22 protein-coding genes and 1 tRNA gene are annotated in these 23,205 nt (G+C 59.1%); 16 read left to right on the top strand and 7 right to left on the bottom strand.

Features of this window, described 5'->3' with window-relative positions; all coding sequences use genetic code 11:
• The first annotated feature begins 104 nt into the window (after positions 1–104).
• From ald to QQL64_RS03515, 4 genes are all read left to right on the top strand, one after another.
• A complete protein-coding gene (ald, locus tag QQL64_RS03500; RefSeq protein WP_284395934.1) occupies positions 105–1,169 on the top strand; it encodes an alanine dehydrogenase in 1,065 nt (354 codons plus the stop codon).
• A gap of 34 nt (positions 1,170–1,203) precedes the next feature.
• On the top strand, positions 1,204–3,531 hold the full coding sequence (locus tag QQL64_RS03505; protein WP_284399634.1) for a DNA translocase FtsK: 2,328 nt from the start codon (positions 1,204–1,206) through the stop codon (positions 3,529–3,531).
• A 225-nt stretch (positions 3,532–3,756) separates the two neighbouring features.
• Entirely contained in the window at positions 3,757–4,422 is a 666-nt protein-coding gene (gene lolA / locus QQL64_RS03510; RefSeq protein ID WP_284395936.1) for an outer membrane lipoprotein periplasmic chaperone LolA, read from the top strand.
• 10 nt (positions 4,423–4,432) lie between these two features.
• Positions 4,433–5,104 (top strand): YoaK family protein, encoded by a 672-nt coding sequence (locus QQL64_RS03515; protein ID WP_284395938.1) that lies wholly within the window; start codon positions 4,433–4,435, stop codon positions 5,102–5,104.
• Between the two features lie 22 nt (positions 5,105–5,126).
• On the opposite strand, the gene QQL64_RS03520 is transcribed toward QQL64_RS03515, so the two are convergent.
• Positions 5,127–5,828, bottom strand: coding sequence for an acid phosphatase (locus QQL64_RS03520; protein WP_284395940.1), 702 nt, complete (start codon positions 5,826–5,828; stop codon positions 5,127–5,129).
• Entirely contained in the window at positions 5,828–8,083 is a 2,256-nt protein-coding gene (locus QQL64_RS03525; RefSeq protein ID WP_284395941.1) for a TonB-dependent receptor, read from the bottom strand. The genes QQL64_RS03520 and QQL64_RS03525 overlap by 1 nt, the downstream gene beginning before the upstream one ends.
• A 310-nt stretch (positions 8,084–8,393) precedes the next feature.
• Between QQL64_RS03525 and QQL64_RS03530 the strand changes: the two genes are divergently transcribed.
• The 6 genes from QQL64_RS03530 to QQL64_RS03555 all read left to right on the top strand — a co-directional run bounded on the left by QQL64_RS03530 (position 8,394) and on the right by QQL64_RS03555 (position 13,083).
• Complete coding sequence (locus QQL64_RS03530) at positions 8,394–9,752, top strand: replication-associated recombination protein A (RefSeq protein ID WP_284395943.1); 1,359 nt, start codon at positions 8,394–8,396, stop codon at positions 9,750–9,752.
• A gap of 94 nt (positions 9,753–9,846) precedes the next feature.
• Positions 9,847–10,422, top strand: a complete 576-nt coding sequence (locus QQL64_RS03535; protein ID WP_284395945.1) for a hypothetical protein — start codon at positions 9,847–9,849, stop codon at positions 10,420–10,422.
• An 86-nt stretch (positions 10,423–10,508) separates the two neighbouring features.
• Positions 10,509–11,789 carry a serine--tRNA ligase gene (serS, locus tag QQL64_RS03540; RefSeq protein ID WP_284395946.1) on the top strand — a complete coding sequence of 427 codons (1,281 nt, stop codon included), beginning with the start codon at positions 10,509–10,511 and terminating at the stop codon, positions 11,787–11,789.
• Positions 11,786–12,163 (top strand): LrgA, encoded by a 378-nt coding sequence (locus tag QQL64_RS03545; protein ID WP_284395949.1) that lies wholly within the window; start codon positions 11,786–11,788, stop codon positions 12,161–12,163. Before serS ends, QQL64_RS03545 begins: the two co-directional genes overlap by 4 nt.
• Positions 12,164–12,230: 67 nt before the next feature.
• Positions 12,231–12,320: transfer RNA gene (locus QQL64_RS03550), tRNA-Ser, on the top strand.
• Positions 12,321–12,594: 274 nt separating this feature from the next.
• Positions 12,595–13,083: a hypothetical protein gene (locus QQL64_RS03555; RefSeq protein WP_284395951.1), complete on the top strand. Its 489-nt coding sequence runs from the start codon at positions 12,595–12,597 to the stop codon at positions 13,081–13,083.
• 13 nt (positions 13,084–13,096) lie between these two features.
• On the opposite strand, the gene QQL64_RS03560 is transcribed toward QQL64_RS03555, so the two are convergent.
• Positions 13,097–14,752 carry an MASE1 domain-containing protein gene (locus QQL64_RS03560; RefSeq protein ID WP_284395953.1) on the bottom strand — a complete coding sequence of 552 codons (1,656 nt, stop codon included), beginning with the start codon at positions 14,750–14,752 and terminating at the stop codon, positions 13,097–13,099.
• A gap of 386 nt (positions 14,753–15,138) precedes the next feature.
• On the opposite strand from QQL64_RS03560, the gene QQL64_RS03565 reads away from it, so the two are divergent.
• Positions 15,139–15,435, top strand: a complete 297-nt coding sequence (locus QQL64_RS03565; protein WP_284395955.1) for a 2-hydroxyacyl-CoA dehydratase — start codon at positions 15,139–15,141, stop codon at positions 15,433–15,435.
• A 109-nt stretch (positions 15,436–15,544) separates the two neighbouring features.
• On the opposite strand, the gene QQL64_RS03570 is transcribed toward QQL64_RS03565, so the two are convergent.
• Positions 15,545–16,513, bottom strand: a complete 969-nt coding sequence (locus QQL64_RS03570) for a quinone oxidoreductase family protein (RefSeq protein ID WP_284395956.1) — start codon at positions 16,511–16,513, stop codon at positions 15,545–15,547.
• Positions 16,514–16,701: 188 nt separating this feature from the next.
• On the opposite strand from QQL64_RS03570, the gene QQL64_RS03575 reads away from it, so the two are divergent.
• Together QQL64_RS03575 and QQL64_RS03580 are read left to right on the top strand one after the other, a co-directional pair.
• Positions 16,702–17,367, top strand: coding sequence for a response regulator (locus tag QQL64_RS03575; protein WP_284395957.1), 666 nt, complete (start codon positions 16,702–16,704; stop codon positions 17,365–17,367).
• Entirely contained in the window at positions 17,364–18,776 is a 1,413-nt protein-coding gene (locus tag QQL64_RS03580; RefSeq protein ID WP_284395959.1) for a sensor histidine kinase, read from the top strand. Before QQL64_RS03575 ends, QQL64_RS03580 begins: the two co-directional genes overlap by 4 nt.
• Before the next feature lie 55 nt (positions 18,777–18,831).
• On the opposite strand, the gene QQL64_RS03585 is transcribed toward QQL64_RS03580, so the two are convergent.
• Positions 18,832–19,863: a YncE family protein gene (locus QQL64_RS03585; protein WP_284395961.1), complete on the bottom strand. Its 1,032-nt coding sequence runs from the start codon at positions 19,861–19,863 to the stop codon at positions 18,832–18,834.
• Positions 19,864–20,155: 292 nt separating this feature from the next.
• On the opposite strand from QQL64_RS03585, the gene QQL64_RS03590 reads away from it, so the two are divergent.
• From QQL64_RS03590 to QQL64_RS03600, 3 genes are all read left to right on the top strand, one after another.
• Positions 20,156–21,370 carry a tyrosine-type recombinase/integrase gene (locus tag QQL64_RS03590; protein WP_284395962.1) on the top strand — a complete coding sequence of 405 codons (1,215 nt, stop codon included), beginning with the start codon at positions 20,156–20,158 and terminating at the stop codon, positions 21,368–21,370.
• A gap of 172 nt (positions 21,371–21,542) precedes the next feature.
• Positions 21,543–21,863, top strand: coding sequence for a hypothetical protein (locus QQL64_RS03595; RefSeq protein ID WP_284395963.1), 321 nt, complete (start codon positions 21,543–21,545; stop codon positions 21,861–21,863).
• Positions 21,860–22,336 carry a hypothetical protein gene (locus QQL64_RS03600; protein ID WP_284395964.1) on the top strand — a complete coding sequence of 159 codons (477 nt, stop codon included), beginning with the start codon at positions 21,860–21,862 and terminating at the stop codon, positions 22,334–22,336. Before QQL64_RS03595 ends, QQL64_RS03600 begins: the two co-directional genes overlap by 4 nt.
• 98 nt (positions 22,337–22,434) lie before the next feature.
• On the opposite strand, the gene QQL64_RS03605 is transcribed toward QQL64_RS03600, so the two are convergent.
• Together QQL64_RS03605 and QQL64_RS03610 are read right to left on the bottom strand one after the other, a co-directional pair.
• Positions 22,435–22,752: a hypothetical protein gene (locus QQL64_RS03605; RefSeq protein WP_284395965.1), complete on the bottom strand. Its 318-nt coding sequence runs from the start codon at positions 22,750–22,752 to the stop codon at positions 22,435–22,437.
• Between the two features lie 95 nt (positions 22,753–22,847).
• Positions 22,848–23,198 (bottom strand): hypothetical protein, encoded by a 351-nt coding sequence (locus QQL64_RS03610; protein WP_284395966.1) that lies wholly within the window; start codon positions 23,196–23,198, stop codon positions 22,848–22,850.
• Between the last annotated feature and the right edge of the window lie 7 nt (positions 23,199–23,205).

Genomic DNA, 23,205 nt, shown 5'->3' on the forward strand with positions numbered 1-23,205 from the left:
GGGAAGTCGCAAGGCCGATTCAAGGCACCGGCGGACCAAAGATTCCGCCGTGGCGCATGGCGCCGCGGTTTTTGCTTTTTTGATCCCACAGGATTGCACTCCCCATGCGTATCGGTATCCCTTCTGAAACCAAGACCCTCGAAGGTCGTGTCGCCCTCGTTCCCGCCGCCGCCGCCGATCTGGTGCGCCGTGGCCACGAGGTGTTCATCCAGGCTGGCGCCGGCGAGAAGAGCGGCTTCTCCGACGAGGCCTACGCCAAGGTCGGCGTGAAGCTGGTTCCGGATGCCGCGGCGCTGTACGAAGCCGGCGAACTGATCGTGAAGGTGAAGGAGCCGGTGGCCGGCGACCTGGCCCTGCTCAAGAAGCATCACCTGCTGTTCTGCTACCTGCATCTGGCCGCCGAGCCGGCGCTGACCAAGAGCCTGCTGGATATCGGCTTGACCGGCGTGGCGTTCGAGTCGGTAGAAGAGGACGGCGGCCTGCCGCTGCTGTTGCCGATGTCGGTCATCGCCGGTCGCATCGCCACCCAGGTAGGTACCACGCTGCTGCACCGTCCGCAGGGCGGCAAGGGCAAGCTGCTGGGCGGCATGGCTTCCACGCCGCGCGGCAAGGTGGTCGTGCTGGGCGCGGGCGCTGCCGGCGGCAATGCCGCTGCGTTGGCTGCTGCTGCGGGCGCTAACGTGGTGGTGTTCGACAAGCGTCAGGATCGCCTCGCCGAAATGATGGCGATGGGCCCGAACGTTACCGCGCTGTACGCGTATGAATCCTCGGTGGCCGAAGAAGTCGCCAACGCCGACATCGTGGTCGGCGCCGTGCTGATCCCCAGCGCCAAGGCCCCGCGCGTGGTGACCGAGGCGATGGTCAAGACGATGGAGAAGGGCAGCGTGCTGGTGGATATTTCCATTGACCAGGGTGGCTGCTTCGAGACCTCCCGTGCCACCACCTGGAAGGAACCGACCTATGACGTGCACGGTGTCACCCATTTCTGCGTGACCAACATGCCGGGTGCCGTACCGCAGACCTCCTCTGTCGCGATCTCGGCGGCCATCCTGCCGTACGTGCAGCGCCTGGCTGCCGGCAAGGAGTGGCGCGATTTCGCACCGCTGCAGAAGGGCATCAATGTCGATGGTGGGACATTGGTCCACCCGGCACTGCAGGGTGTGGTTTAAAGTCACGCCGTAGCCCTTGAGGAAATCCAAACCGGTGGCGCGTAGCGCGAACGTTCGAAAAGAAAAGGAAAAGGCGGGCCTGAGCGAAGAGCTCAAGCGCCGCCTGCGCGAGGCCGGCGCGCTGCTGCTGCTGCCGCTGGCCTTGTATCTGCTGGTTTGTCTGCTCAGCTACGACCCCGCCGATCCCGGCTGGTCGCATGCCGATACCAGCGGGCACGTGCACAATCTGGGCGGTACGGTCGGCGCCTACATCGCCGACCTGCTGCGCTACTTGTTCGGTGGCGTGGCGTATTTCTTTCCCTTGCTGTTGCTGTTCCTTGGCGTGCAGGTGCTGCGCAATCACGGCATGCGCAGCGTGCAACCGTGGGAGCCTTCGCTGCGCCTGATCGGTTCGGTGTTTTTCTTCATCACCGCGCCGGGTCTGTGCTGGCTGAATTTTCCGGATAGCAGCATGGGGCCGGAAGGTGCCGGTGGCGTGATCGGTCACGCCGTCGGTCATGGTTTGCTGCGTGCGTTCGGCGACAAGGGCGCGCCACTTTTGCTGCTGGCGGTGTTCCTGGTGGCGGTGACGCTGGCCACTGGTTTGTCCTGGTTCAAGGTCATGGATCTGACAGGGCAGGGCGTGCTGAAACTTGCCAACTGGTTCGGCAGCAAGCTGCGCGAAGCACCGGAAGCGATCGCTGCGCACCAGGCGCGCGCCGAACGCGAGGTGGTCAAGAAAACCGAAGCCATCAAACAGGCCAAGCGCGAACCCATCCGCATCGAAGCACCTGCCGCACCGGTCGTGAAGAGCGAACGTGCGCGCGTGGAAACGCAGATTCCGCTGTTCGTCGGTCCCTCCGAGCCGGGCGAATTGCCGCCGCTTTCGCTGCTGGATGAAGCGCCGGAGCAGGGCCCGGGCTATTCGGAAGAAACGCTGGAAGTGCTCTCGCGCCAGGTGGAGCTCAAGCTCAAGGATTTCCGTATCGAGGCGAAAGTGGTCGGCGTCTATCCCGGCCCGGTGATCACTCGCTTCGAGCTGGAACCCGCCGCCGGCGTGCGCGGCAGCCAGGTGTCGAGCCTGGACAAGGACATCGCGCGCGGCCTCTCGGTGGTCAGCGTGCGCGTGGTGGACGTGATTCCGGGCAAGAACGTGATCGGCCTGGAAATTCCCAACACCAAGAAGCAGATCGTCTATCTCTCGGAAATCCTGCGCTCCGACAAATACGACCAGCAGAAATCGCCGCTGGCGTTGGCGCTGGGTAAGGACATCGGCGGCAAGCCGGTGGTGGTGGATCTCGGCAAGATGCCGCACCTGCTGGTAGCCGGCACCACCGGTTCGGGCAAATCCGTTGCGGTGAACGCCATGGTGCTCAGCCTGCTTTACAAGGCCAGCCCGAAAGATGTGCGCATGATCATGATCGACCCGAAGATGCTGGAGCTCTCGGTTTACGAGGGTATTCCGCATCTGCTGGCGCCGGTCGTCACCGATATGAAGGAAGCCGCCAACGCGCTGCGCTGGTGCGTGGCGGAGATGGAGCGCCGCTACAAGGTGATGGCTGCGGTGGGTGTGCGTAACCTCGCCGGCTTCAACAAGAAAGTGAAGGATGCGGAGAACGCCGGCCAGCCGTTGCTGGATCCGCTGTTCCGTCCCAATCCCGAGATGCCGAACCTGGCAGCCGCTCCGCTGGAGCCGCTGCCGTACATCGTCGTGATCATCGACGAATTCGCCGACATGATGATGATCGTCGGCAAGAAGGTGGAAGAGCTCATCGCGCGTCTGGCGCAGAAGGCTCGTGCGGCTGGCGTGCATCTGGTGCTGGCGACGCAGCGTCCGTCGGTGGACGTGATCACGGGATTGATCAAGGCCAATATCCCTACCCGCATCGCCTTCCAGGTATCAAGCAAGATCGACTCACGCACGATTCTCGATCAATCCGGCGCGGAAACCTTGCTCGGCCACGGCGACATGCTTTATCTGCCGCCTGGCACGGCCACGCCGGAGCGTGTGCATGGCGCCTTTGTGGACGACCACGAGGTGCACAACGTGGTCCACTGGCTGAGGGCTCAGGGCGCGCCGCAATACATCGACGGCGTGCTGGAGGAAGTGCAGGCCACCAGCGACGGCAAGTTCATCAATGACGCCGGTTTGCCCCAGGAAGGCGAAGAGGGCGGCGATGCGGAAGCGCAGCTATACGACCGCGCCGTGCGCATTGTTACCGAGACACGTCGTGCATCGATTTCCGGTGTGCAGCGGCATTTGCGCATCGGCTACAACCGCGCTGCGCGCCTGATCGAACAGATGGAGCAAGAAGGAGTGGTCAGCGCACCGCAGCACAACGGCAATCGCGAAGTGCTGGCGCCGCCACCGCCGAAGCATTGAATTAAGTCCGATCTTGCGTTAAAGCCAAACATCAAGCCCTTCTCCCTTCGGGAGAAGGTGCCGACAGGTGGATGAGGGTACGAGCGGAGCGATCTGTTGAAGGTTTAGGCGAGTCTCGCACCCTCACCCCAACCCCTCTCCCGAAGGGAGAGGGGCTAAAGCGTCGCCCCCATTAAGCATTCTCATCGCACACTTGGCACATTCCGCTCACTAGGAACAGGACCCATGAAACGCCTCCGATTCGCCACTGTTGTCGCCTTGCTAGCGCTGTCCTTGAGCGGTGTCGCGCAGGCCGCCACCGGCCCGGCGCGTGCGCGGCTCGACACCTTTGCGCAGGGTCTCCATGCCATATCCGGAAACTTCACGCAGACCCTCACCAACGCCGACGGTCAGCCCGGCCAGACCAGCAGTGGCACCCTGGTGCTGCAGGCGCCGCGCCAGTTTCGCTGGGATACGTTGGCGCCTTACAAACAGACCATCGTCGCCGACGGCAGCCGCGTGTGGATGTACGACCCAGAGTTGGAGCAGGTCACCGTGCGCAAACAGGACACGGAAGAAGCGCATAGCCCGCTCACCGTGCTGACCGATCTCAAGCAACTGGATAAGGATTTCAAGGTCACCGAGCAGGGCGAACGTGATGGTCTGGTCTGGCTGCGGCTGACCTCCACCGCCCAGGAACCGCAATTCGACTACGCCGATCTGGGTTTTGACGCGAACGGTCTCGCACGCATGCAGTTCAAGGACCAACTCGGCTCTACCACCGATATCCGTTTCTCGAATTGGCAGCGCAATCCGGAAATCCCGCCGCAGGATTTCAATTTTGTCCCGCCCAAAGGCGCGGATGTGATCGGCGATCTGCCGGTGATCACCACCGAACCGCTGAAGAACTGATTCATACGCAATGATCCGCCAGTTGCCGCGCTGGGCATGGGTCGGTGGTGCGTTGCTGGCGTCGGCCGCTGGCTGCATCAATGCCGTCGGTTACATGTGTTTTCGGCACCAGCCGATCACCCATCTCACCGGCACCAGCACGGAACTCGGCATCTCGCTGGCGAGCGGCGATATCGTAAGCGCGTTGCATTGGGGCTTGACGATTGCTTCGTTTGTGGCCGGCGCTGTAGTCAGCGGCATGATCGTGCAACAGCGTACGCTGCAGCTGGGCCGCCGTTATGGCGTGGTGCTGATGCTCGAATCGCTGCTGTTGTTCGCCGCCATGCCCTTGATTCACGACGCGAAGGATCTCGGTCTTTACCTTGCCTCTGCGGCGTGCGGTCTGCAAAACGCCATGGTGAGCACGTATAGCGGCGCGTCGCTACGTACCACGCATCTTTCAGGCATCTTCACCGACCTGGGCATGTATCTCGGTCAGCGCTTGCGCGGTCTGGACGTGGATACGCTGCGTATTCACGTCTGCCTGCTGGTGGCTGGCCACTTTATTCTGGGAGCCACGTTGGGGGCGTATGGGTTCGCACATATGCAGGAGCGTGTGCTGCTGATACCCGCGACACTCACGGGCATGGTTGGCCTTGGTTACGCCATTTACCGACACTTCTTTCTGCGTAGGTTGGGGTAAGCAAGGCGAACCCCAATCTACTTCAATGCAACGGATTGGCCGTCAAACCCAGCGCATGGCGCAATTCCAGGCGCGCCGCTTCGTAATCCTGTTTCCAGCTCGGGTCCTGCATGATGTCGGCGGCGATCACGGTGCCGGCAAGATGACCGGCCTCCACGTCGCTAGGGAAGTGTGCGCCCATCACGATGCGATGCTGTGCGTAAAGATCGGCGCGTGCGAAAATCGCAGACCGTTTCTCCGGCACCATGTTGGCGAGTAACACGGCCGTGGTGTAACCGAACGTGGCGTGTCCGCTGGGATAACTCCAATCGTTGGCTTTTTCCTTCGCCAACGGGTGCACCTGCGTGGATACCACGGCAGGCCGTGGGCGCAGCCAGTAGCTCTTGGCTTCTTTAACGGCTTCTTTGTCGAATTCGGCCGTGCGCGCGAAAAACGCAGCCGTCTTCGGTAAGTCGGTCGGTTGCAAGGCGCTACCCAGGACATCGGCAAAACGGAACACGGATCGCTCCGTGTCCGCTTTTGCAGCAAGCATATCCGCCGCCGTGCGCGTCCGCTGGGTGCTCAGCACGATCTGAAGATCATGCTGAGCCGCAATCGAACCTGCTGCCGGCGGAGGCGGCAACAGGTTCGACAGTTCGACGATGGCGGGTTTTGCGCCATCGTCGTCAGCCAGTGCGGTCTGGCCGATCAGAAGCATCAACAACAGCAGTGCACTTCGCTTCATCAGAACAGGTCCGCTGAAACGGTGAAGTTGAAGTTGCGAGCCGGAATGGTAAAGAACAACGGTGTGCCATCGGCAGCGGTGGTGCCGGCGAGGGCGTTGATGGTCGTGTTGTTGAACAGGTTGTTGATCTGGAAGCCGATCTTGAAGTCCTTCACATCGCTGATGTGCGGATCGAACTTATAGCTGGCGGCGAAGTTGGTCACTGCATAGCCGCCGATCGGCGTGTCATCTTCCGCGTTGGCCGTGTAGTAGGTCTTGCCGACGAACTTGTCGACCAGCGACGCGTAGACGGGACCGTTGCTGTAAATGAAGCCCAGCGCGGCGGTCTTGTGCGGCGTATTCGCGTTCCACGCGCCATCGGTCGTTTGCATCGCGCGGTTGAGCGAGCCGTTGGCATAAACGCTGAAACCGGCGCCCAGCATGTAGGTGCCTTCGAGCTCGACGCCTTTGTAGTGCACGCCGCCGCCGTTATAGAACTCCGTAACGCCGCCGATCTTGCGGCTCTGGACGAAGTTGTTGAAGTTGATCTTGTAGACGTCCGCCGACAGCGTCAGGCGGTCGCTGCTCCACGTGGTTCCGAGCTGGATGTTGGTGGTTTTCTCCGGCTGTATGGCACTGTCGGAGACGGAGGGATTCGGCACGTAGAGCAGGTTGAGGTTAGGCGCCAGGTAGCCTTTGGCCCATTGTGCGTATGCCGTCCAGTTCGAAGTGAACGCATAGTGGAACGCGGCGGAGGGCAGGGTGGCATTCCAGTCCTTGGAATAGGTCAGCGGGGTTTCCGTCTTCTGGTTCACCGGTGCATCAAGATCGCGCTTGAAGTAGTTGTACTTCACGCCACCGACGAAGTAGGCGTTGTCGGTGATGTTCCACTGGTATTCGATAAACGGCTGGATCGTGACCAGCGAGTCATTCATGCGACGATCGGCCGAAGCCAGCTGCAACGTCGATGCACCAGGATTGATCACTGGATTCAACTGGTTGGTCGTGTCGTCGAATTCATAGAGCCAGCGGATGTCGTCCTGATGGTCGTACCACACGCCGGTGCGTGCTTCACCCGGACCGATTTCCTTGCTCAGACGGAAGATGTCGCCCCACGAACGATTCGTGTTGCGCATGTGCTGGCCAGGTACGTCGGTGGGGCTATACGCGGTGCCGTTGGGGGTTTCGCCATTCGGATCTTCGCCGTTGTAGCCGAAGTGGTTGTAGCCGTAGGTGTAAGTCTTGTTGTCGATCGTCCAGCCCGAGAACTCCGAATGCAGGCCGATATAGGCCATGTTCGTGTCGATCTTGTCGTTGTTGTAGCGGTAGTAGGCTTGGCTGGTGGGATCGTTGTTCAGCGCATAGTTCACGCCATACTGCGCGATCTGCGCCTTGGTGGCGCCGAACGGCACGTACTGGTTGAGGTTGTTCCACAAGCCCGCGAAAGTCAGCGTGGTGTTTTCGCCAAGAGGCTGCACGACCTTGGCAAACACGCTTTGGCGGCGCTGACCGGCGTAGGTGAGGTAACCGTCCGACTCGCCGTTCTGCAGGTTGATCACAGCGTTGGTGCCGCTGCTGGTGAAGCTGCCCGTATCGATACGAGCGCCTTCCACGGCGGTATCCCAGCTGCCAAAGCTGATGTACGGGTTGACGTTGAACTGACTCTGCGGATTGAGTGAATCCACCGAAATGGTGCCGCCGAATGTGGCATTACCAAGCGTGGCGGCCGTACCCGGGCCGCGATCGACCACAACGGAGCTGGTTTCCTGATTGGTGAAGTACGAGGTGGAATGGTGCGTGAAGTCGTTGGAGTCCATCCACGGAATGCCATCGAAGGTCACGTTGTACTGGCCATCCTGGAAGCCGCGAATGGAAACGACCGCCGCTTCCATCAAGCCGGCGCCGTTCGGCGCGACGGTGTACACGCTCGGCGCGATCGACGCTGCGTCGCTGTAGTCGCCGGTGGGCGGAATGTTTTCTTGAATGTAGGTGCTGCCGATAATCGATTGCGGCTGCGTGGCGACGGTTGAGCCCTGTGTCGGCGCAATCGCGCTCACTGCCGTGGAATTAGCCGTTACCTGCATGCCCGCAAGGGTTTTTGCATTGGCCGACGAAGCTTTGCTATTCGTGTCATTGGCCGTGCTTGGGCCATTCGCCTGGGCATTTCCATTACTGGCGGTGTCCTGCGCCGAAGCCGGAGCGGCAAGGGCTACCGCAAGGCAAAGGGCGAGATAGGCCGGCGGGCAACGGTGTAGCGCAAGAGTCGATCGCGTCATTGTTTTTTTCCGGTGTTGGCGGGGTGGTAGAAAGTCCGACACCGTAGAGACGCTGTATGACACTTACATAACAATTAAATTAAATGGATATTCTTTTTGACACGAAAGAAAATGCGCTAAGCGGGACCTAAGAATTGAATTATCAATGCAATAAAAGAATCGATCCATTCGCGCTCAGTAATAAGCTAAAACTAAGAAATGCGCAATTATCCAAATAATGATGGTGATTGATAATAGCTAGCGTTTGATCGGCGCCATACGTAGTGCTTGCGGTAAGGCTTCGGTGCGCACGGGATGAGCAGCACATCAGATGTCCTATCATTCAGCGATGGAACGACGCGACACACACCGCACCCCAGAACTGTTCGCGACCGACTCGGAAGAACTCAAGCCCCTCGCCGAGCGCATGCGTCCGCGCAGCCTCGACGAGATCGTCGGCCAGCATCGCCTGCTTGCTCCGGGCAAGGCGCTGCGGCGCGCCCTGGAAGCGGGTCGTGTGCATTCGATGGTGCTGTGGGGACCACCCGGTTGCGGCAAGACCACACTTGCCCTGCTGGTGGCGCGCTACGCCGATGCGGATTTCCGCGCCATCTCGGCGGTGCTCTCCGGTTTGCCCGAGGTGCGCAAGGCACTTGCCGAAGCCGAAGCCAATTTTGCGCAGGGCAGGCGAACGGTGCTGTTCGTCGACGAAGTACATCGCTTCAATAAAGCGCAACAAGATGCCTTCCTGCCGCACATCGAGCGCGGGGTGATCATCTTTATCGGCGCCACCACCGAAAATCCTTCTTTCGAACTGAATTCGGCGCTGCTCTCGCGCTGCCGCGTGCACGTGCTCGATGCAGTGTCGGTGGACGATATCGTCGCCGCACTACATCGCGCGCTGGCCGATGATGAGCGTGGCTTGGGCGCACTGAAGCTGGAAGTCGCCGACCATGCGTTGCAGCTGATCGCCAAGGCCGCCGACGGCGACGTGCGCCGCGCATTGACGTTGCTGGAAATCGCCGCCGAATTGGCCGACGGTCACGTTATCGACAACGCGACGCTGGAGCAGGTACTTGCCGATCGCACCCGCCGCTTCGACAAAGGCGGCGAGCAATTTTACGACCAGATCTCGGCCCTGCATAAATCGGTGCGTTCTTCCGATCCCGATGCCGCGGTGTACTGGCTGGTGCGCATGCTCGACGGTGGCTGCGATCCGCTCTACCTCGCGCGCCGCATGACGCGCATGGCAGTCGAGGATGTCGGACTAGCGGAACCGCGCGCATGGCGCATGGCGCTGGATGCCTGGGATACCTATGAGCGCCTTGGCAGCCCGGAGGGCGAGCTGGGGCTTGCGCAGTTGGCTATTTGGCTGGCGATTGCGCCCAAGAGCAACGCCGCTTACATGGCTTATAACCAGGCTCGCGCGGTGGTAGGCGAAACCGGCACGCTCGACGTGCCTATGCATTTGCGCAATGCACCGACCAAGTTGATGAAGGGCCTTGGCTACGGCAAAGGCTATCAATACGACCACGATGTGGAAGGCGGTGTGGCGCTCGGCCAGCAGTGTCTGCCGGATGCCCTGGAGGGCACGGAGTTCTACCAACCGGTAGAGCGAGGGCTTGAAGTGAAGCTGCGCGAAAAACTGCAGTCGCTGCGCGAGGTACGCAAGCAAGCGCGCAAGAAGTAGTTGCCCTTCATGCAGAAATGACGCAAATGTCCTTGCGGCCTCCCTCCATGCCGCCTAGATTGCTCACCACTATCCACCCGGGGAGGGCAGAGTCATGCGCATACTGGTCGCAGCGATATTCGGTGGCATCGTGATGTTTCTGTGGGGCGGCGTGGCGCACATGGTGCTGGGGCTTGGCAACCCAGGCATACATCAGCCGGTGCATGAAGATGCGGTCATCAGCACCCTGCACGAAGGACTGGGTTCCCAGCCAGGCGTGTACATCCTGCCTTCGTTCGACCCCAATAAATGGAACGACCAGGCAGCCAGGGCCGCGTACGCGCAGAAATCCATGGCGTCGCCTTACGCCTGGGTGGTCTACCTCCCTCAAGGTGAAGACATGACCAATATGAGCCGGCAGCTGCCACGCCAGTGGGCATCGGATACCTTGGCGGCGTTGGCCCTGGCCTTCCTGATGGGGTTGGCTGCCTTTGGTTTTGCGAAGCGCATGGGCATCGCCGTGGTAGCGGCGCTGTTCGCCTGGTTGAGCGTGCTGGTGCCTTACTGGAACTGGTATCGCTTCCCCGGGGCGCTCACCTGGGCCGCCTTGGCCGAGCAGCTGATCGGCTGGCTACTGGCGGGCGCTGTCATGGCCTGGTGGCTGGGGCGCCGGGAACGAAAGACCGCCTAGGCTGAGAAAGCAGGCAGTGTCGCGTTGCGGCGGTGATGGCCACGCAGCGATAATCCTTTGTTCTTGCCATTCACTCGGATCCAATCATGCTGGACCCCGCATTGCTGCGTTCGCGCCTGGCTGAAACCGCCGCGCGCCTCAAGGAAACCCGTGGCTTCACGCTCGACGTGGCGGCCATGGAAGCGCTGGAAAGCCAACGCAAGCAGCTGTCTACCGAGACGCAGGAACTGCAGAACCTGCGCAACACCCGCTCCAAAGCCATCGGTCAGGCCAAGGCCAAGGGCGAGGATGTCGCGTCGCTGATGGCGGAGGTCGCCGGCATCGGCGACAAGCTCAAGGCCAACGAACAGGCGCTGGCCGAGGTGCAGGCCAAGCTGTCCGACATCGCCTTGGTTATTCCCAACATTCCACATGAATCGGTGCCGGTCGGCAAAGACGAAACAGACAATCATGAAGTGAGCCGCTGGGGCACGCCGCGCAGCTTCGATTTTACCGTCAAGGACCACGTCGATCTCGGCGAACGTCACGGCTGGCTCGATGGGGAGGCAGGCGCCAAACTTTCCGGCGCGCGTTTCACCGTGCTGCGCGGTCAGCTGGCGCAACTGCATCGCGCGCTTGGACAGTTCATGATCGATCTGCACACGCGCGAGCACGGTTATCTGGAATGCAACGTACCTGTGCTGGTCAATAGCGATTCGATGTTCGGTACCACCCAATTGCCGAAATTCGAGGAAGACCTATTCGCCACCCACGTGGGCGATTCCCGGCGCTACCTGATTCCGACGGCCGAAGTCTCACTCACCAATCTAGTGCGCGACACCATCCAGGATGCCGATGCTTTGCCATTGCGTCTCGCTGCGCACTCGCTGTGCTTCCGCGCCGAAGCCGGCAGTTACGGCCGCGATGTACGCGGCATGATTCGTCAGCACCAGTTCGAAAAAGTGGAGATGGTGCAGGTTGCGCGTGCCAGCGAATCGTATGCGCAGCTGGAAGAGATGGTCGGCCATGCCGAAAAGGTGCTGCAGAAACTCGATCTGCCCTATCGCAAGCTGCTGCTGTGCACCGGCGACATGGGTTTCCAGTCCAGCAAAACGTACGACCTGGAAGTGTGGTTACCTAGTCAAAATACGTATCGCGAAATCTCCAGTTGTTCCAATTGCGAGGATTTCCAGTCGCGCCGCCTGCAGGCCCGTGTGCGCAACGCTGAAACCAACAAGCCGGAACTGGTGCACACGCTCAACGGTTCCGGCCTCGCCGTCGGCCGCACCTTGATCGCGGTGATGGAGAACTATCAAAACGCCGACGGTTCGATCACCGTACCGGAAGCACTGCGTCCCTACATGGGCGGCGCGGAGAAAATCGCATGAACACTCCGGTGCGCAGTTCATGGGGCAAGGTGGAGTTCTATACCAGCTACTTCCTCATGTTCGTGCTTGCCTCGGTGATCGGTACGCGCCTTTGTTTTGCCAGCGTGTGGGTTTTGCCGACAGTCGATCTCGTGTTCAACGCTGTTGCGCTGGTTCTGGTTGTCGCCAGTTTCTGGATCGCACGTAAGCGTCGCTCATGGCGCCTATGGATCATTGCCTTCGCCGCCGCCACACAGTTGGTGCCGATGGTGCTTCGTTACCCGGCGACGCTGTTTCCGCTGCTGGGTGGCCTGATTCCGGTGATCATCATGGTTTGGGCGTTGTTCTCGCTCTCTCGCAAGGGCCCGAATGGCCCGCGAGTGCGTGGTTCCTGATAGCATGTCGGCCGCGCTAGGCCCGGGACCGGTGAATCGAGTCGGGTAGTTATTAACGATCTAAATCGGAGAGATGGCCGAGTGGTTTAAGGCAGCAGTCTTGAAAACTGCCGTAGGTGTAAGCCTACCGTGGGTTCGAATCCCACTCTCTCCGCCAGCAATAGAAAAACGCCCCATGCGGGCGTTTTTTATTTCTAAAGGAGACGGGATGCGCAAGTGGCATTCGTCCCTCCCAAATTAACACCAAACAAACCCCTGAAGCCCCATCTCTTCCACAGAAAGAGATCGGTGCTCCAATCGAGGAAACGTGCGCTTCATCAGCTAGTCAATCGGGCTGGTGGTGTATAGGTAATTTGCACGCCGTAGACACACCTCGGTGTTACATTCCATGCGGCAATTGGTGCCGCAACCCAGAGAGATAGGGGGTTTTTATGTTCCGCAAATCAAACGGATTCATTTCGCGCAAAGCCGTTATGTCGACACTGTTTGCAGCGGTCTTGTCCACATCAGCGTTTGCGCATCAACCACCTGCGACCGGTTTGGGGCAATCGTGGCCGAATGCGACGGATGTCAGCGTCAGTCCGCACTATCACGTTTACGTCTTCCTTCGCGATGGCATTCGCTACATTCAGATCAACGATCTGAACGGTACGGTACGCGGTGCCATTGCTGAGGCAGATCACGTTGTGCTTGTGTTGCCGGTGGGTGTCGACGCTCAGTATGTCACTACATCGCAAGCCAGTACTCAAGCTGCGAGTGCAGCCGACGCAAGCACGGTCGAGACGATTTACAGTGATAGCTCAACGCGCATTACAGCGTCGCCAGCAAGTAGCGGGGCCGTCCAATTAAATGTGCTCACCTCAGATACCTGCACTGCCTGGAATTGCACCGGAATATCAACTCCTATAACCGGTCAGTAACCTGCGAACATGCTTAGCTAATATAGAGTTTAAGTGCGGGGGGAGCACCATGCGACTCCCGCACTTGCTGATTAGCATCATGAATTAAAGCTGTTATCTGAAGCTTGTCATCTCGGGTTCTAACATGGAGCTCGCCATCATAAAGACGAACATGATCTCTCATAGCGTCGGTATCTAGCCCGTTGGCTCCAAGTTTCGATGCTAATTGCTGGCTTTCGAACTTTTTAAAAACGGGGTCGTTGATATCGGAGTGGTTGACCAGCCCTTCTACACGCAGCACGGCCCATTGCTGACTATTTGTATGGCCTCCGCGCAGCGATATCATGATGGTTGACCATGCCTGTTGCTCGCAAATGTAAACCACAGCTTCGCAAGCGAGGCGGTAGATCGCCGCATGGACGCTTGGCGAAAGCTGGCTCAATCCACGACCTTTAAGTTCAAAGCGATAAGCGAATCCGGCCTCGTCCAAAGTTCGCGCGATGGTTTCGCGTAACGCAGCGGGCAACCCGCGCTCACGCCAGACAGTGGGATGCATAGATTCTGCGAGCCTGTACACCTGGCTTTGTGTTGCGGCTGCCTGCTTGTAATAGTTTTGACCTTCGGTCGCGGGCAGCATGTGCTTGAAACGATTGAGCAGGCGAGTTTGCGTCAGCTGTAACATGCCGCCAATCTGCTCAAGCGCTTGCGCACTTTGGCGCATGCGTATTTCACACAGATATAGCCCTTGTTGAGCGAGTTTGACTGCGACCTTCGCGTTCATGCGTTCCTGTGCTTCAGCGGCATTTTGTGCCGTGATATGCGCCCCTAGCGCAAATAAGCATGTTGATGAGAAGGTAATTAATGCCTGAGCTCCGGCGATGTCTAGAGTGTCCGGGCGCGCTTCTAGCTCGGGATAAATACAGGCCATCACTGCAGGAATGCCAAAAGCGGCTGCACGCCAGCCATGCTTCATCGTGAGCCATGCAACGGGTAGGAACATCGCCATCCGAATGATCGGCCGAGCGTCTTGGGACGCGTGGTGATTAATCCAGACAAGTACTGCGAGCGTTGGAAGCAAGAGCACCACCGTCTCAAGTGTCAGGCGGCTCTTGGCCCATTGAATAAGATGTGTCATCAAGGGCGCTGGTTTTTGCAATCGGACTGCTAAAGCAATTGGCACGACAGCCAGGATGCCAGCATATCGGCCTAGGAATATCTGCGCGATTTGAAGTACATGAAAATGAAAGGGAGGCGTCGGTGCTGGGAACGCGAATACGATCGAGAGGACAGCGAAAAACATCGCAGTCCAAATCGCAGATGCCAAGAAAATGCAAATAAGCAGGGCATTGACCCTGACGAGTCGTTTTGAGGGGAACAGCGAAAGCTTCTTCCTACACCACCAAACGGCAGGCATGGCATAAAGGATGGACGGAATCGAATTGAAAATGGTCCAGGCGAGCCCGAGCTGGTCGAGACACAAATAGTTGTAGTAGACGAGTGGAGTGAGTTCGGCCAATACCAGCGTAGGCCAATAGCGGTAAGGCAGAAGTATCAAGCAACTCAGACGCAGTCCGCCAAGCAGGAACCAGTTGGCGTTTGAATATGGCCTCAAGATCGCAAAGGCCACCGCGTAGCCGACGAAGACCGCAATCTGTCGTAGCCACTTGTTGTCAGCGATCGATTTCAGCATCTCCGCTACTCCTCAGCTCGAGATAACCGCACCCCTGCCGTCCGTAAGCGGTATGGCTGTCCAATAACATGGCAAAGCTAAAATTGTGCCATTGCATCGGGACCGTGGTTCGATGGCGGGCAGTTTCAAGCTGCAATGGCTTTTCGCGGATTCCCAACGTTCTTCTGGCCCTAATGGTACCCGCCTAAGGTGATTCAAAACGTGAAGACGGTAGGGTCGAATTGACGCCACGCCACGTTTACCGGCCGGGATATACCACCTATGTTTCCGATGAAATGCCTGCCGCGCACAGGGACAACGGCCCAAGATCCGCCGTGTGAAGGCGGTGGCCTTAAGGTCTTGCCTCGTGTGAGATAATCGCTGTCCCCGCAACACCCCAAGTCCCCATGACTCTCCCTAAAGATGCCTTCCGTCGGTTCCAGGAAGAACTTGCGGCCCTCGAGAAACAAATCGAAGATCGCACACCCAAAATGTCCAAGAAGGAGGCCGCCAAGCAAGCTGCCGCCTCAGCGATGGCAAGCGCGCGGGAGGAGTTTTTGGCCCTGCGGGAGCGTTACAAGCTGTCTGTCGCGGATGTGGTGTCGTTCTTTCCCGAGGAAGAGGGCATTGCCTACCTGCAAGGGCTGATTGCGCAGTCGCAGGCCAAGCCGCGGCGCGGGCGCAAACCTAAAACCGACGTCTAAGCGTACCTGTCGAAAGCGCAACATATTGCGAATGGCGGTGATTTGCTGCCAGCCGGCAACCATGGCCGGACATTCCACCAAAGCGACAGTTTGGGTCGCGTTTGGCCAATCAAGGTACCAACACGACGCGGCCCGGCGTGCCCTTGGCGACGGCTTCATAAGCTTCTCGCCCTTCAGCCAGGGCATAACGATGGGAGATCAACGGCGCATCGAATTTGCCGTGGTCGAAGCCTTGTGTAATAGCGCGCATCAGCCGTGCAGATTCCACGATGCCGAGCTTTGCACTGTCGGCACCTAGCAGTTGCGTTTCGTTGTGATAGAAGTCGATCAGATCGAAGTCGACCCGACGGTGCCCCGTCGCGCTGATCTCGACCACTCGACCACGCCGCTTTGCCAATCCAAGGGCGGTTTCGAATGCGATGCCCCCGACACTGTCGAAAACCACATCGACGCCATCGGCAAGGCCCTTCAGATCGCGCACGTGGGCCACGGTGTGCTCGTCGAAATTCACGAATGCGTGAATGCGCTTTCCTGCCGGCGAGTTTGCATCTACAGGCGATCGATCGATACCGACAATGCGGCAGTTGAGCGATTTGGCGATCTGCGTGACCGCGCCGCCGACACCGCCACCGACGCCGACTACGGCGATCGTTTCGCCTTCGCGCAATTGCGCGTAATCCACCGTGCCTAGCCATGCCACCACGAAATTGACGCCGACCGCCGAGGCTTGCTCATGACTCAGTGCAGCGGGTTTGCGCACCAGTGCGTTGACCGGCACCAGGATATATTCGGCATGAGTCCCGTCGGCGGTGAAGCCGATGTCGCCGCCGGTGCCCCATACCTCCATACCCAGCCATGCTTCCGGCCCTCGCTCGACCACTCCGCTGAAATCGCGCCCGGGAATTCGCGGCAATACCGTTTGGGAGAAATGACCGGAAACATTCTTGACGTCGCTGGGATTCACAGAGGCCGCATGAATCCGCACCAATGCCGAATCCGCTTCGATGCGAGGCGTGGCGACGTCGACGTATTCCATGACCTCGGGGCCGCCGTAACGGCTGAATCGCAGGGCTTTCATAGGTATCTCCCGTAGCGGCAACGCGAGCAGTTTACGTGACCGCTATGCCGACGATCGATTGCCTTGTTCTGATCGCTCCAAGCCAGGAAGGAAGCAGCAATCTAAGGTAAGACCGCTCTAAGCTAATCTCTGCACAATCGACCGTAGAGACAGTGCCTTATAGTGCGGTCGGGCGAAGGAAAGACGTTATGCACATCATCCTGGTCGAAGACGATCTGCAATTGGGGGCGGCTATCCAGCAAGCGCTGGAGCAGCTCTCCTATGCGGTCACGTGGTTGCGCGATGGGCGCGAAGCGCTGGTGGCTTTGCGCGATCAGACCGCGGACCTCGTCCTGCTGGACTTGGGCTTGCCGAGCAAGGACGGGTTGGAGGTGCTGGCCGAGGCACGTCGCGCTCATGTCAACACACCCGTCATCGTGATGACAGCACGCGATGCGTTGGAGGCGCGCGTGCGCGGTCTCGATGCGGGTGCGGACGATTACCTGGTCAAGCCCTTTCATGTGGACGAGCTCAGCGCACGCATCCGTTCGTTGACGCGACGTGCACAGGGACTCGCGGCGAATCGTATCGACGTCGGCGTGATCAGCCTGGATATCGGAACGTCGGAAGCCGAATATCGTGGCAAGCGCGTCGAGCTCACTCGCCGTGAATTCTCGCTGCTACGCATACTGATGGAGCGCGCCGGCCGCATCGTGCGCCGCGAACACTTGGAAAACTCCCTGTACGGGCTGGACAACTCTGTAGGCAGCAGCGCTCTGGAAGTGCAGATCCATGCATTGCGGAGGAAGCTGAGCTTTGACGCTATTCGAACCATTCGTGGTGTGGGTTACATGATTCCAAGGGATCCGACGTGAGGCCGCTGAGTCTGCGCGATCGTCTGCGCTGGATGATCATTGCCGTGCTGGTCGCTGTTCTGCTGCCGCTAGGTCTTTACAGCTATCGACGCACTTTGACCGAAACGCACGAATTGCTCGACGGTCGCCTGGCCCAATCGGCGCGTACGCTGGATGTGCTGATCCAGCATGCCGGCATCGACGCTGTGCGCCGGCCTGAGCAGGGATCGCTAGTGGTACCGGTCATCGGGCGCGAGGATGAAGAACGGCTGATGCATGGGCGCACGTATGAGGTGGAAGTGGGCTACCAGGTATTTGACATGCATGGCCGCATGCGCCTGGCCACCGCCAATCTGGCGCAGCTGCCCTTGCCAAATACTCCGATATCCGGATTCGAGAATTATCATTTCAACGACTACGGATGGCGTGTCTTTACGCTGGTCGACGATGCCGGCGGCGTCGTGATCCGCATGGGTGAGCGCGACGACAGCCGGCGCGACATCACACATGCGTTGTGGCTTGATCTCGCCATGCCGCTGCTGCTGGGCTTACCGCTGCTGGCGTTACTCGTGGGTTGGGCGGTGCGACGCGGTCTGCGTCCGTTGCAGCGACTGACACAGGCGCTCGCATCGCGCGCTCCCGGTAGCCGTCAACCGATTCAGCTAGAGCGCGCGCCGCAGGAATTGCAGCCGGTGGTGGGTGCGCTGAACGCTCAGCTGGAACGTCTGGAAGACGCGCTGGAGCGCGAACGTCGTTTCAGTGCTGATGTTGCGCATGAGCTGCGCACGCCGCTGGCCTCCACCATGATCCATCTGGATGGCGCGTTATCCACGCATGTTGCTCCCGATACGAAGACCGCGTTGGTGAGTGCGCAATGGGGTCTGGCACGACTGGCTCGACGCATCGAACAATTGCTGGCGCTTGCGCGACTAGAGGCGGGCGCTGCGGCAGGACAGCGTGGTGAGGTCGATCTGGTCGTGGTCGCAATGAATGTGATCGACGAGCTGGCGCCTCTCCTCGGAGATAGCGGCGTGGAGTTCGCTTTTGTCGAACACAACGCGACTTTGAAGATCCAGGGTTACGAAGCGGCGCTCGCCGCGCTGTTGCGTAATCTGATCGAGAACGCGATGCATCATGTGCCCGCGGGCGGGCAGGTGCAGTTGTCGCTGGGGCGCAATGCGAATACCACGGTGATCGAAGTTATCGACAATGGTCCTGGTATTCCCGCCGAACGCCGCGCGAGTGTGTTTGCGCGCTTTCATCGCGAAGCCAGCAGCAGTGGCGACGGTTACGGACTAGGCCTATCGATCGTGCAGCGTGCAGCGCAGCTGCATGATGCGACGATCGAATTGCTTGACGCGCCATCAGGGAGAGGTTTGCGTGTGCGTGTGGCCATTCCTGTTGCCGAGACGACAACAACGCACAGCTAATCGTTTTACGCAGGTCCTCTCCCATCAACGGGAGGGGACCTGCATGCTGAGACACTCAGGGCTTGCCGACAGTCAGAATGGCAAACGTGTCCGGTACCTGCTGCGGACGGCCATGCGCGTCCTTGTTGGTGCCGAGCTGTGCCGATGACAGATAAACGCGGTGCTTCTGCGGATCCAGTGCCTGCGTGCGTGCGCTGATCTGCGTAGGAACGTCCGCGACCACGCTGTAATGATCGGGATCGTCTTCGTGCACAACAGTGAGCGTTCCGCTTTCGCCGTTGGAGCTGTAGACCATGCTGTCTGCAGGATCGAACGTCACCGCATCCGGACCATCGCCGATCGCGACGGTTGCCACGTGGTGACCGTTTTGCGCATCTATCACCGCCATGGTGCGGTTGTCACAAACGGAAAACAATCGCTGATGCACGGCATCGATCGCCAGACCGCTCGGCGATTCGCAGGGAGCTAGCGGCCAAACGTGCAGTACTTTGTTGCTGCCGCTATCGATCTCGGCGAGTTCGGACTTGTCTTCGATATTGACGAAGACATGACCCTTACCATCGGCCGCGGAAAATTCAGGCTTACCGGGCAGGGCGATGGTAGCGATCACAGCATTTTTTGCCGGATCGATAACGCTGGCGTTGCCGCTTTTGCCATTGAAGGTGAATACATGGTGCGAGGCGGTGTCATAAAGAATCGCGTCAGGCTTTTGTCCGGTGCCGTTGATGGTTGCAACGGTCTTGAGGCTGTCCAGGTCGAACACAGTCACGGAGTCGGCCTTGCCATTGCTGGTGAACCCGCGATGCAAGTCCTGTGCGATGGCAATGCCATGCACACCGGTGGTGTCCGGAATCGTGCCGATCTGTTTGTTGCCGTCGACGTCGATGGCCAGGACACGGTCGCCACGGCTCACGAACAGATGCCGGCGCTGCGCATCGAAGCTGAGGTAGTCCCAGCCGCCAGCGCCGCCGAGCGTCAGACGATTGATGACTTTGATGGTGGATGGCGCATTGCTCGCCGCTGTGCAAGGTACGGCGGCAAGGCAGGTCAGCGATGCAAGTACGGCGATGGTCAGAGGTCGACGCATGGGTCAGGCTCGTTGGGTAGGTTTGCCAAGCTTGCCCAGACTTACTTATCGCTGGCTTAGGGGTTTCGGCGCCATGCGTGTCACGGGCATCGGTAAGCGCCTTGCTGGCGTCTCATTGAGCTGGTGCCCGGAGACGGAATCGAACTGTTGTACAATGGTGTCCAGAATCGTCCACTGAAATGCAATAAATGGCCTTATTTTGTGCGACATTTGTTCAATACAGTCCAATACTGTTCTATTGCATCCAGCACTTATTGTGGGTAGATTGTGGGTAAGTGATGCGAGGCTACTCATGCTGACCGTGCCGCAGATCAAGAACGCTCCACTCAAGGCCAAGCCCTACAAAAAGGCCGATGGGCTTGGACTGACCTTGCTGGTGCAACCAGATGGCGGAAAGTTCTGGCGTTTCCGTTATCGGTACGCCGGCAAAGAGCAAATGCTCAGCTTGGGCGCGTGGCCGGACGTATCCCTGGCAGAGGCTCGGCAGCTCCGCGATGAGGCGCGCGCCAGGCTGCGCACCGGCGTCAACCCGGCCTCACTGCGCAAGCAGGTGAAAGCCCAGGCGGTCGTTGCCGCGGCCAATACCTTCAGGGCCGTTGCTGCAGAGTGGATAGAACTGCACCGCGGGAGCTGGCGCCCATCGCACACAACGCGAGTGCAGTCCCAACTCGACCGCGACATTCTGCCAGCGCTCGGCGATCGGCCGATCGGCGAGATCTCCCCACATGAGGTGCTGGTGGTGGCAAAGCAGGTGGAGGCGCGAGACGCGCTCGACCAGGCGAAGCGCTGCCTGCAGCGAATGACGGCGATATTCGCGCTGGGTGTGCGCAGCTTGCGTTGCGATAGCAATCCGGCGCGCGAGCTCGCTGGCGTCATCAAGACACGGAGAGTGAAGCACCATGCTGCACTCCCATTCGATCAGGTGCCGGACTACCTAGACAGCCTCGAAAAGGTCGGCGCTGGTCCCGAGGCAAGGGGCGCCATGGAGCTACTCATATTGACCGCAGCGCGCTCCGGCGAGGTCCGCGGTATGCGCTGGCCGGAAGTCGATATGCGCGCGGATCTGTGGCGCATCCCGGGTGAGCGTACTAAGACCGGGATGGAGCACCTAGTGCCGTTGAGCCGGCAGGCAATGGCAGTGCTGGAGCGTGCCCAGTCGCTCTCGGGTGGCGGTGAGCTCGTCTTTCCGAGTCCTTCCAAGCCCAAGGAGCCGCTGACCGCGAATGCTTTGCTGATGATCGTGCGCCGCATGGGCTATCAGCCCGGCGAGGTCACTCCGCACGGGTTCCGCGCGACTTTCAGCACAACGATGAATGAGCTTGGCCACAACCCAGACGTGATTGAACGAGTGCTGGCCCATGTACCGGCGGACAAGATACGTGCCGCGTATCACCGCGCGCAGTACCTGGAGGAGCGGCGAGTGCTGCTGCAGACTTGGGCTGATATGATCGACGGCAACCGCAGCGGGGCCAATGTAGTTCCACTCCGCCGCAGGGCAAAGGCGTGACGGGGTTGACCGACCCAGCTGAGCAGGGAACGCTGAGGGGAAAAATATGAAGCCTAATGTCATAGCGGAGCCGCTCCTGGCAAACGGTGCCGCGCAAGCGAGTTTCGCTCTATCGCGTAACACAACCTCGCAGGCAACCGCCGGCATGTTCACGGATCAATAAGGGCGGCCCATGGACGACGAACAAAAACCGAACGCCTTTAGTGCCCCGCGGCTCTACTTAATGGCGAAGTGGCGCGACTATAAGTGCGAAGTCTGCAAAACCTCTAACTGGACCCTCCTGCGGAGCGATGATTACCCCTATAACTCGCTGACCCTGATGGACAAGGAGGGCCTGGCGACTTCGAAATCCTGGAAGGTCATTGGGGTGAGTTGCGGAACGTGCGCGAATACAAAATTCGTGCTGCTGGACACGATGACGAAGTGGTTCAATTCCGAGGAAGGACAGAAGGCAGTTGCTAAGAGCGCTGCTGAACATAAGGAAGACGAATGACAAGCTCCATGCAGCAGTTTCGAGACCAGAAGCTTGCAAACGCGGGCGGAGGCTCCAATGATGGGGACATGGAAAAGCGACTCACTACCCTAGAGACGCGCCTAGACACGATCCTTCCGACTCTGGCCACCAAGAGCGATATGGAGGGAATCCGCGGCGACATTTCAAAGACTGATACGGCACTCACTCGATGGATGCTAGGGACAGTCATTGCTCTCTTGTTTGGCTTCGCAAGCCTAATATTTGCCGGCGGATCGCTACTTAACAGCAATCTTTCGGGGATTAAATCGGATGTTCAGCGCGCAATTGACCTGGCCGCAACCAAACAGGCTGGTGCTCCGCCGGCGAATTCGCAACACGTCGCCGCCATAGATGCCGCGGCTTCAAATACCGTAACGATTCAGGGGTCGCCTCAAGCCGTGCAAGCCATGTTTCAGGCAAAGTCCGAAAAGAAGGACTCGAAGGTTCATTAACGCGCGCTAGGCCCTAGGCTACGAACCCCGCTCCGGCGGGGTTTTTCATGCTTAGTGATAGCGGTCCCGCAGGGCAAGACGAAATGTTTCGACGCAGCTCATTGCTGCTGACGGACACGCTGTGCGCCATTTGCCAGGCTAGGTGGCGATACCCAATGAAAGTCTTCGAGATGTGTTCCTCGAAATGTGCACTGAACCTTCGCCGGAACATTCTCTTTCCAGAACCCAGCATCAGTGATCGTGCCGGTCACATAGACAAGCTGTCCATTGCCGACAGATGTCGCGTGCTTGTCTACGATTTTGTCCGACGGCCAAGCCATGCTCATTTGTGCAGAGCACTGGCGCATGTTGGTTCCCGCGGTCGTGCAGCCGGATACAGCACAGATAGCTAGAACCATGGGCACGATCTTCCTCATGTCACCGTCCTCTCAAGAATGGTTCTCCTATATCGGCATTTGCCCGCGTGACTTAAATATGATGGTTTAGGTCAGGTTTGGCGGTCTGGATCCAATCAGCGAGGACGATTCAAAGAGAGATATTTTTCGCCATCTTGCAGTGCATCCATGGTCATGGCCTGATCTCTCTTGTTTAAATATGGTCCGAAAGCTTTTAGCTTGACGACCCTCGATTTGATTCCGGTTACCAGCATGTCCTTCGCGTCACTGCTATTTTCATTATCAAGAAGCGAAGCGACTGCTACGTCATCTTTCAAGCTGCTGGCCTCACATACAAGCTGTGTGCCCAGCGCACTAGTCAGCTGCACCCCAACTTCATGATCCTTCCAATGCAATCCGGCGAAAAAGGCTGCGCTTGAAAGAATGATTATTACTAAAGCAGCATAAACAACGGAAACTTTCTTCATGACGAAC

Origin of the sequence: Dyella lipolytica (assembly GCF_030160075.1) — a bacterium.
Lineage (GTDB): Bacteria > Pseudomonadota > Gammaproteobacteria > Xanthomonadales > Rhodanobacteraceae > Dyella_B > Dyella_B lipolytica.

Excerpts from the sequence above, each read along its gene's own strand:
- QQL64_RS03590 (WP_284395962.1), top strand. The coding sequence starts at position 20,156 with ATGCTGACCGTGCCGCAGATCAAGAACGCTCCACTCAAGGCCAAGCCC.
- QQL64_RS03570 (WP_284395956.1), bottom strand. The coding sequence starts at position 16,513 with ATGAAAGCCCTGCGATTCAGCCGTTACGGCGGCCCCGAGGTCATGGAA.
- QQL64_RS03595 (WP_284395963.1), top strand. The coding sequence starts at position 21,543 with ATGGACGACGAACAAAAACCGAACGCCTTTAGTGCCCCGCGGCTCTAC.
- ald (WP_284395934.1), top strand. The coding sequence starts at position 105 with ATGCGTATCGGTATCCCTTCTGAAACCAAGACCCTCGAAGGTCGTGTC.
- QQL64_RS03560 (WP_284395953.1), bottom strand. The coding sequence starts at position 14,752 with ATGCTGAAATCGATCGCTGACAACAAGTGGCTACGACAGATTGCGGTC.
- serS (WP_284395946.1), top strand. The coding sequence starts at position 10,509 with ATGCTGGACCCCGCATTGCTGCGTTCGCGCCTGGCTGAAACCGCCGCG.
- QQL64_RS03605 (WP_284395965.1), bottom strand. The coding sequence starts at position 22,752 with ATGAGGAAGATCGTGCCCATGGTTCTAGCTATCTGTGCTGTATCCGGC.
- QQL64_RS03530 (WP_284395943.1), top strand. The coding sequence starts at position 8,394 with ATGTCCTATCATTCAGCGATGGAACGACGCGACACACACCGCACCCCA.
- QQL64_RS03585 (WP_284395961.1), bottom strand. The coding sequence starts at position 19,863 with ATGCGTCGACCTCTGACCATCGCCGTACTTGCATCGCTGACCTGCCTT.
- QQL64_RS03535 (WP_284395945.1), top strand. The coding sequence starts at position 9,847 with ATGCGCATACTGGTCGCAGCGATATTCGGTGGCATCGTGATGTTTCTG.
- lolA (WP_284395936.1), top strand. The coding sequence starts at position 3,757 with ATGAAACGCCTCCGATTCGCCACTGTTGTCGCCTTGCTAGCGCTGTCC.
- QQL64_RS03525 (WP_284395941.1), bottom strand. The coding sequence starts at position 8,083 with ATGACGCGATCGACTCTTGCGCTACACCGTTGCCCGCCGGCCTATCTC.
- QQL64_RS03575 (WP_284395957.1), top strand. The coding sequence starts at position 16,702 with ATGCACATCATCCTGGTCGAAGACGATCTGCAATTGGGGGCGGCTATC.
- QQL64_RS03545 (WP_284395949.1), top strand. The coding sequence starts at position 11,786 with ATGAACACTCCGGTGCGCAGTTCATGGGGCAAGGTGGAGTTCTATACC.
- QQL64_RS03555 (WP_284395951.1), top strand. The coding sequence starts at position 12,595 with ATGTTCCGCAAATCAAACGGATTCATTTCGCGCAAAGCCGTTATGTCG.
- QQL64_RS03565 (WP_284395955.1), top strand. The coding sequence starts at position 15,139 with ATGACTCTCCCTAAAGATGCCTTCCGTCGGTTCCAGGAAGAACTTGCG.
- QQL64_RS03610 (WP_284395966.1), bottom strand. The coding sequence starts at position 23,198 with ATGAAGAAAGTTTCCGTTGTTTATGCTGCTTTAGTAATAATCATTCTT.
- QQL64_RS03600 (WP_284395964.1), top strand. The coding sequence starts at position 21,860 with ATGACAAGCTCCATGCAGCAGTTTCGAGACCAGAAGCTTGCAAACGCG.
- QQL64_RS03520 (WP_284395940.1), bottom strand. The coding sequence starts at position 5,828 with ATGAAGCGAAGTGCACTGCTGTTGTTGATGCTTCTGATCGGCCAGACC.
- QQL64_RS03515 (WP_284395938.1), top strand. The coding sequence starts at position 4,433 with ATGATCCGCCAGTTGCCGCGCTGGGCATGGGTCGGTGGTGCGTTGCTG.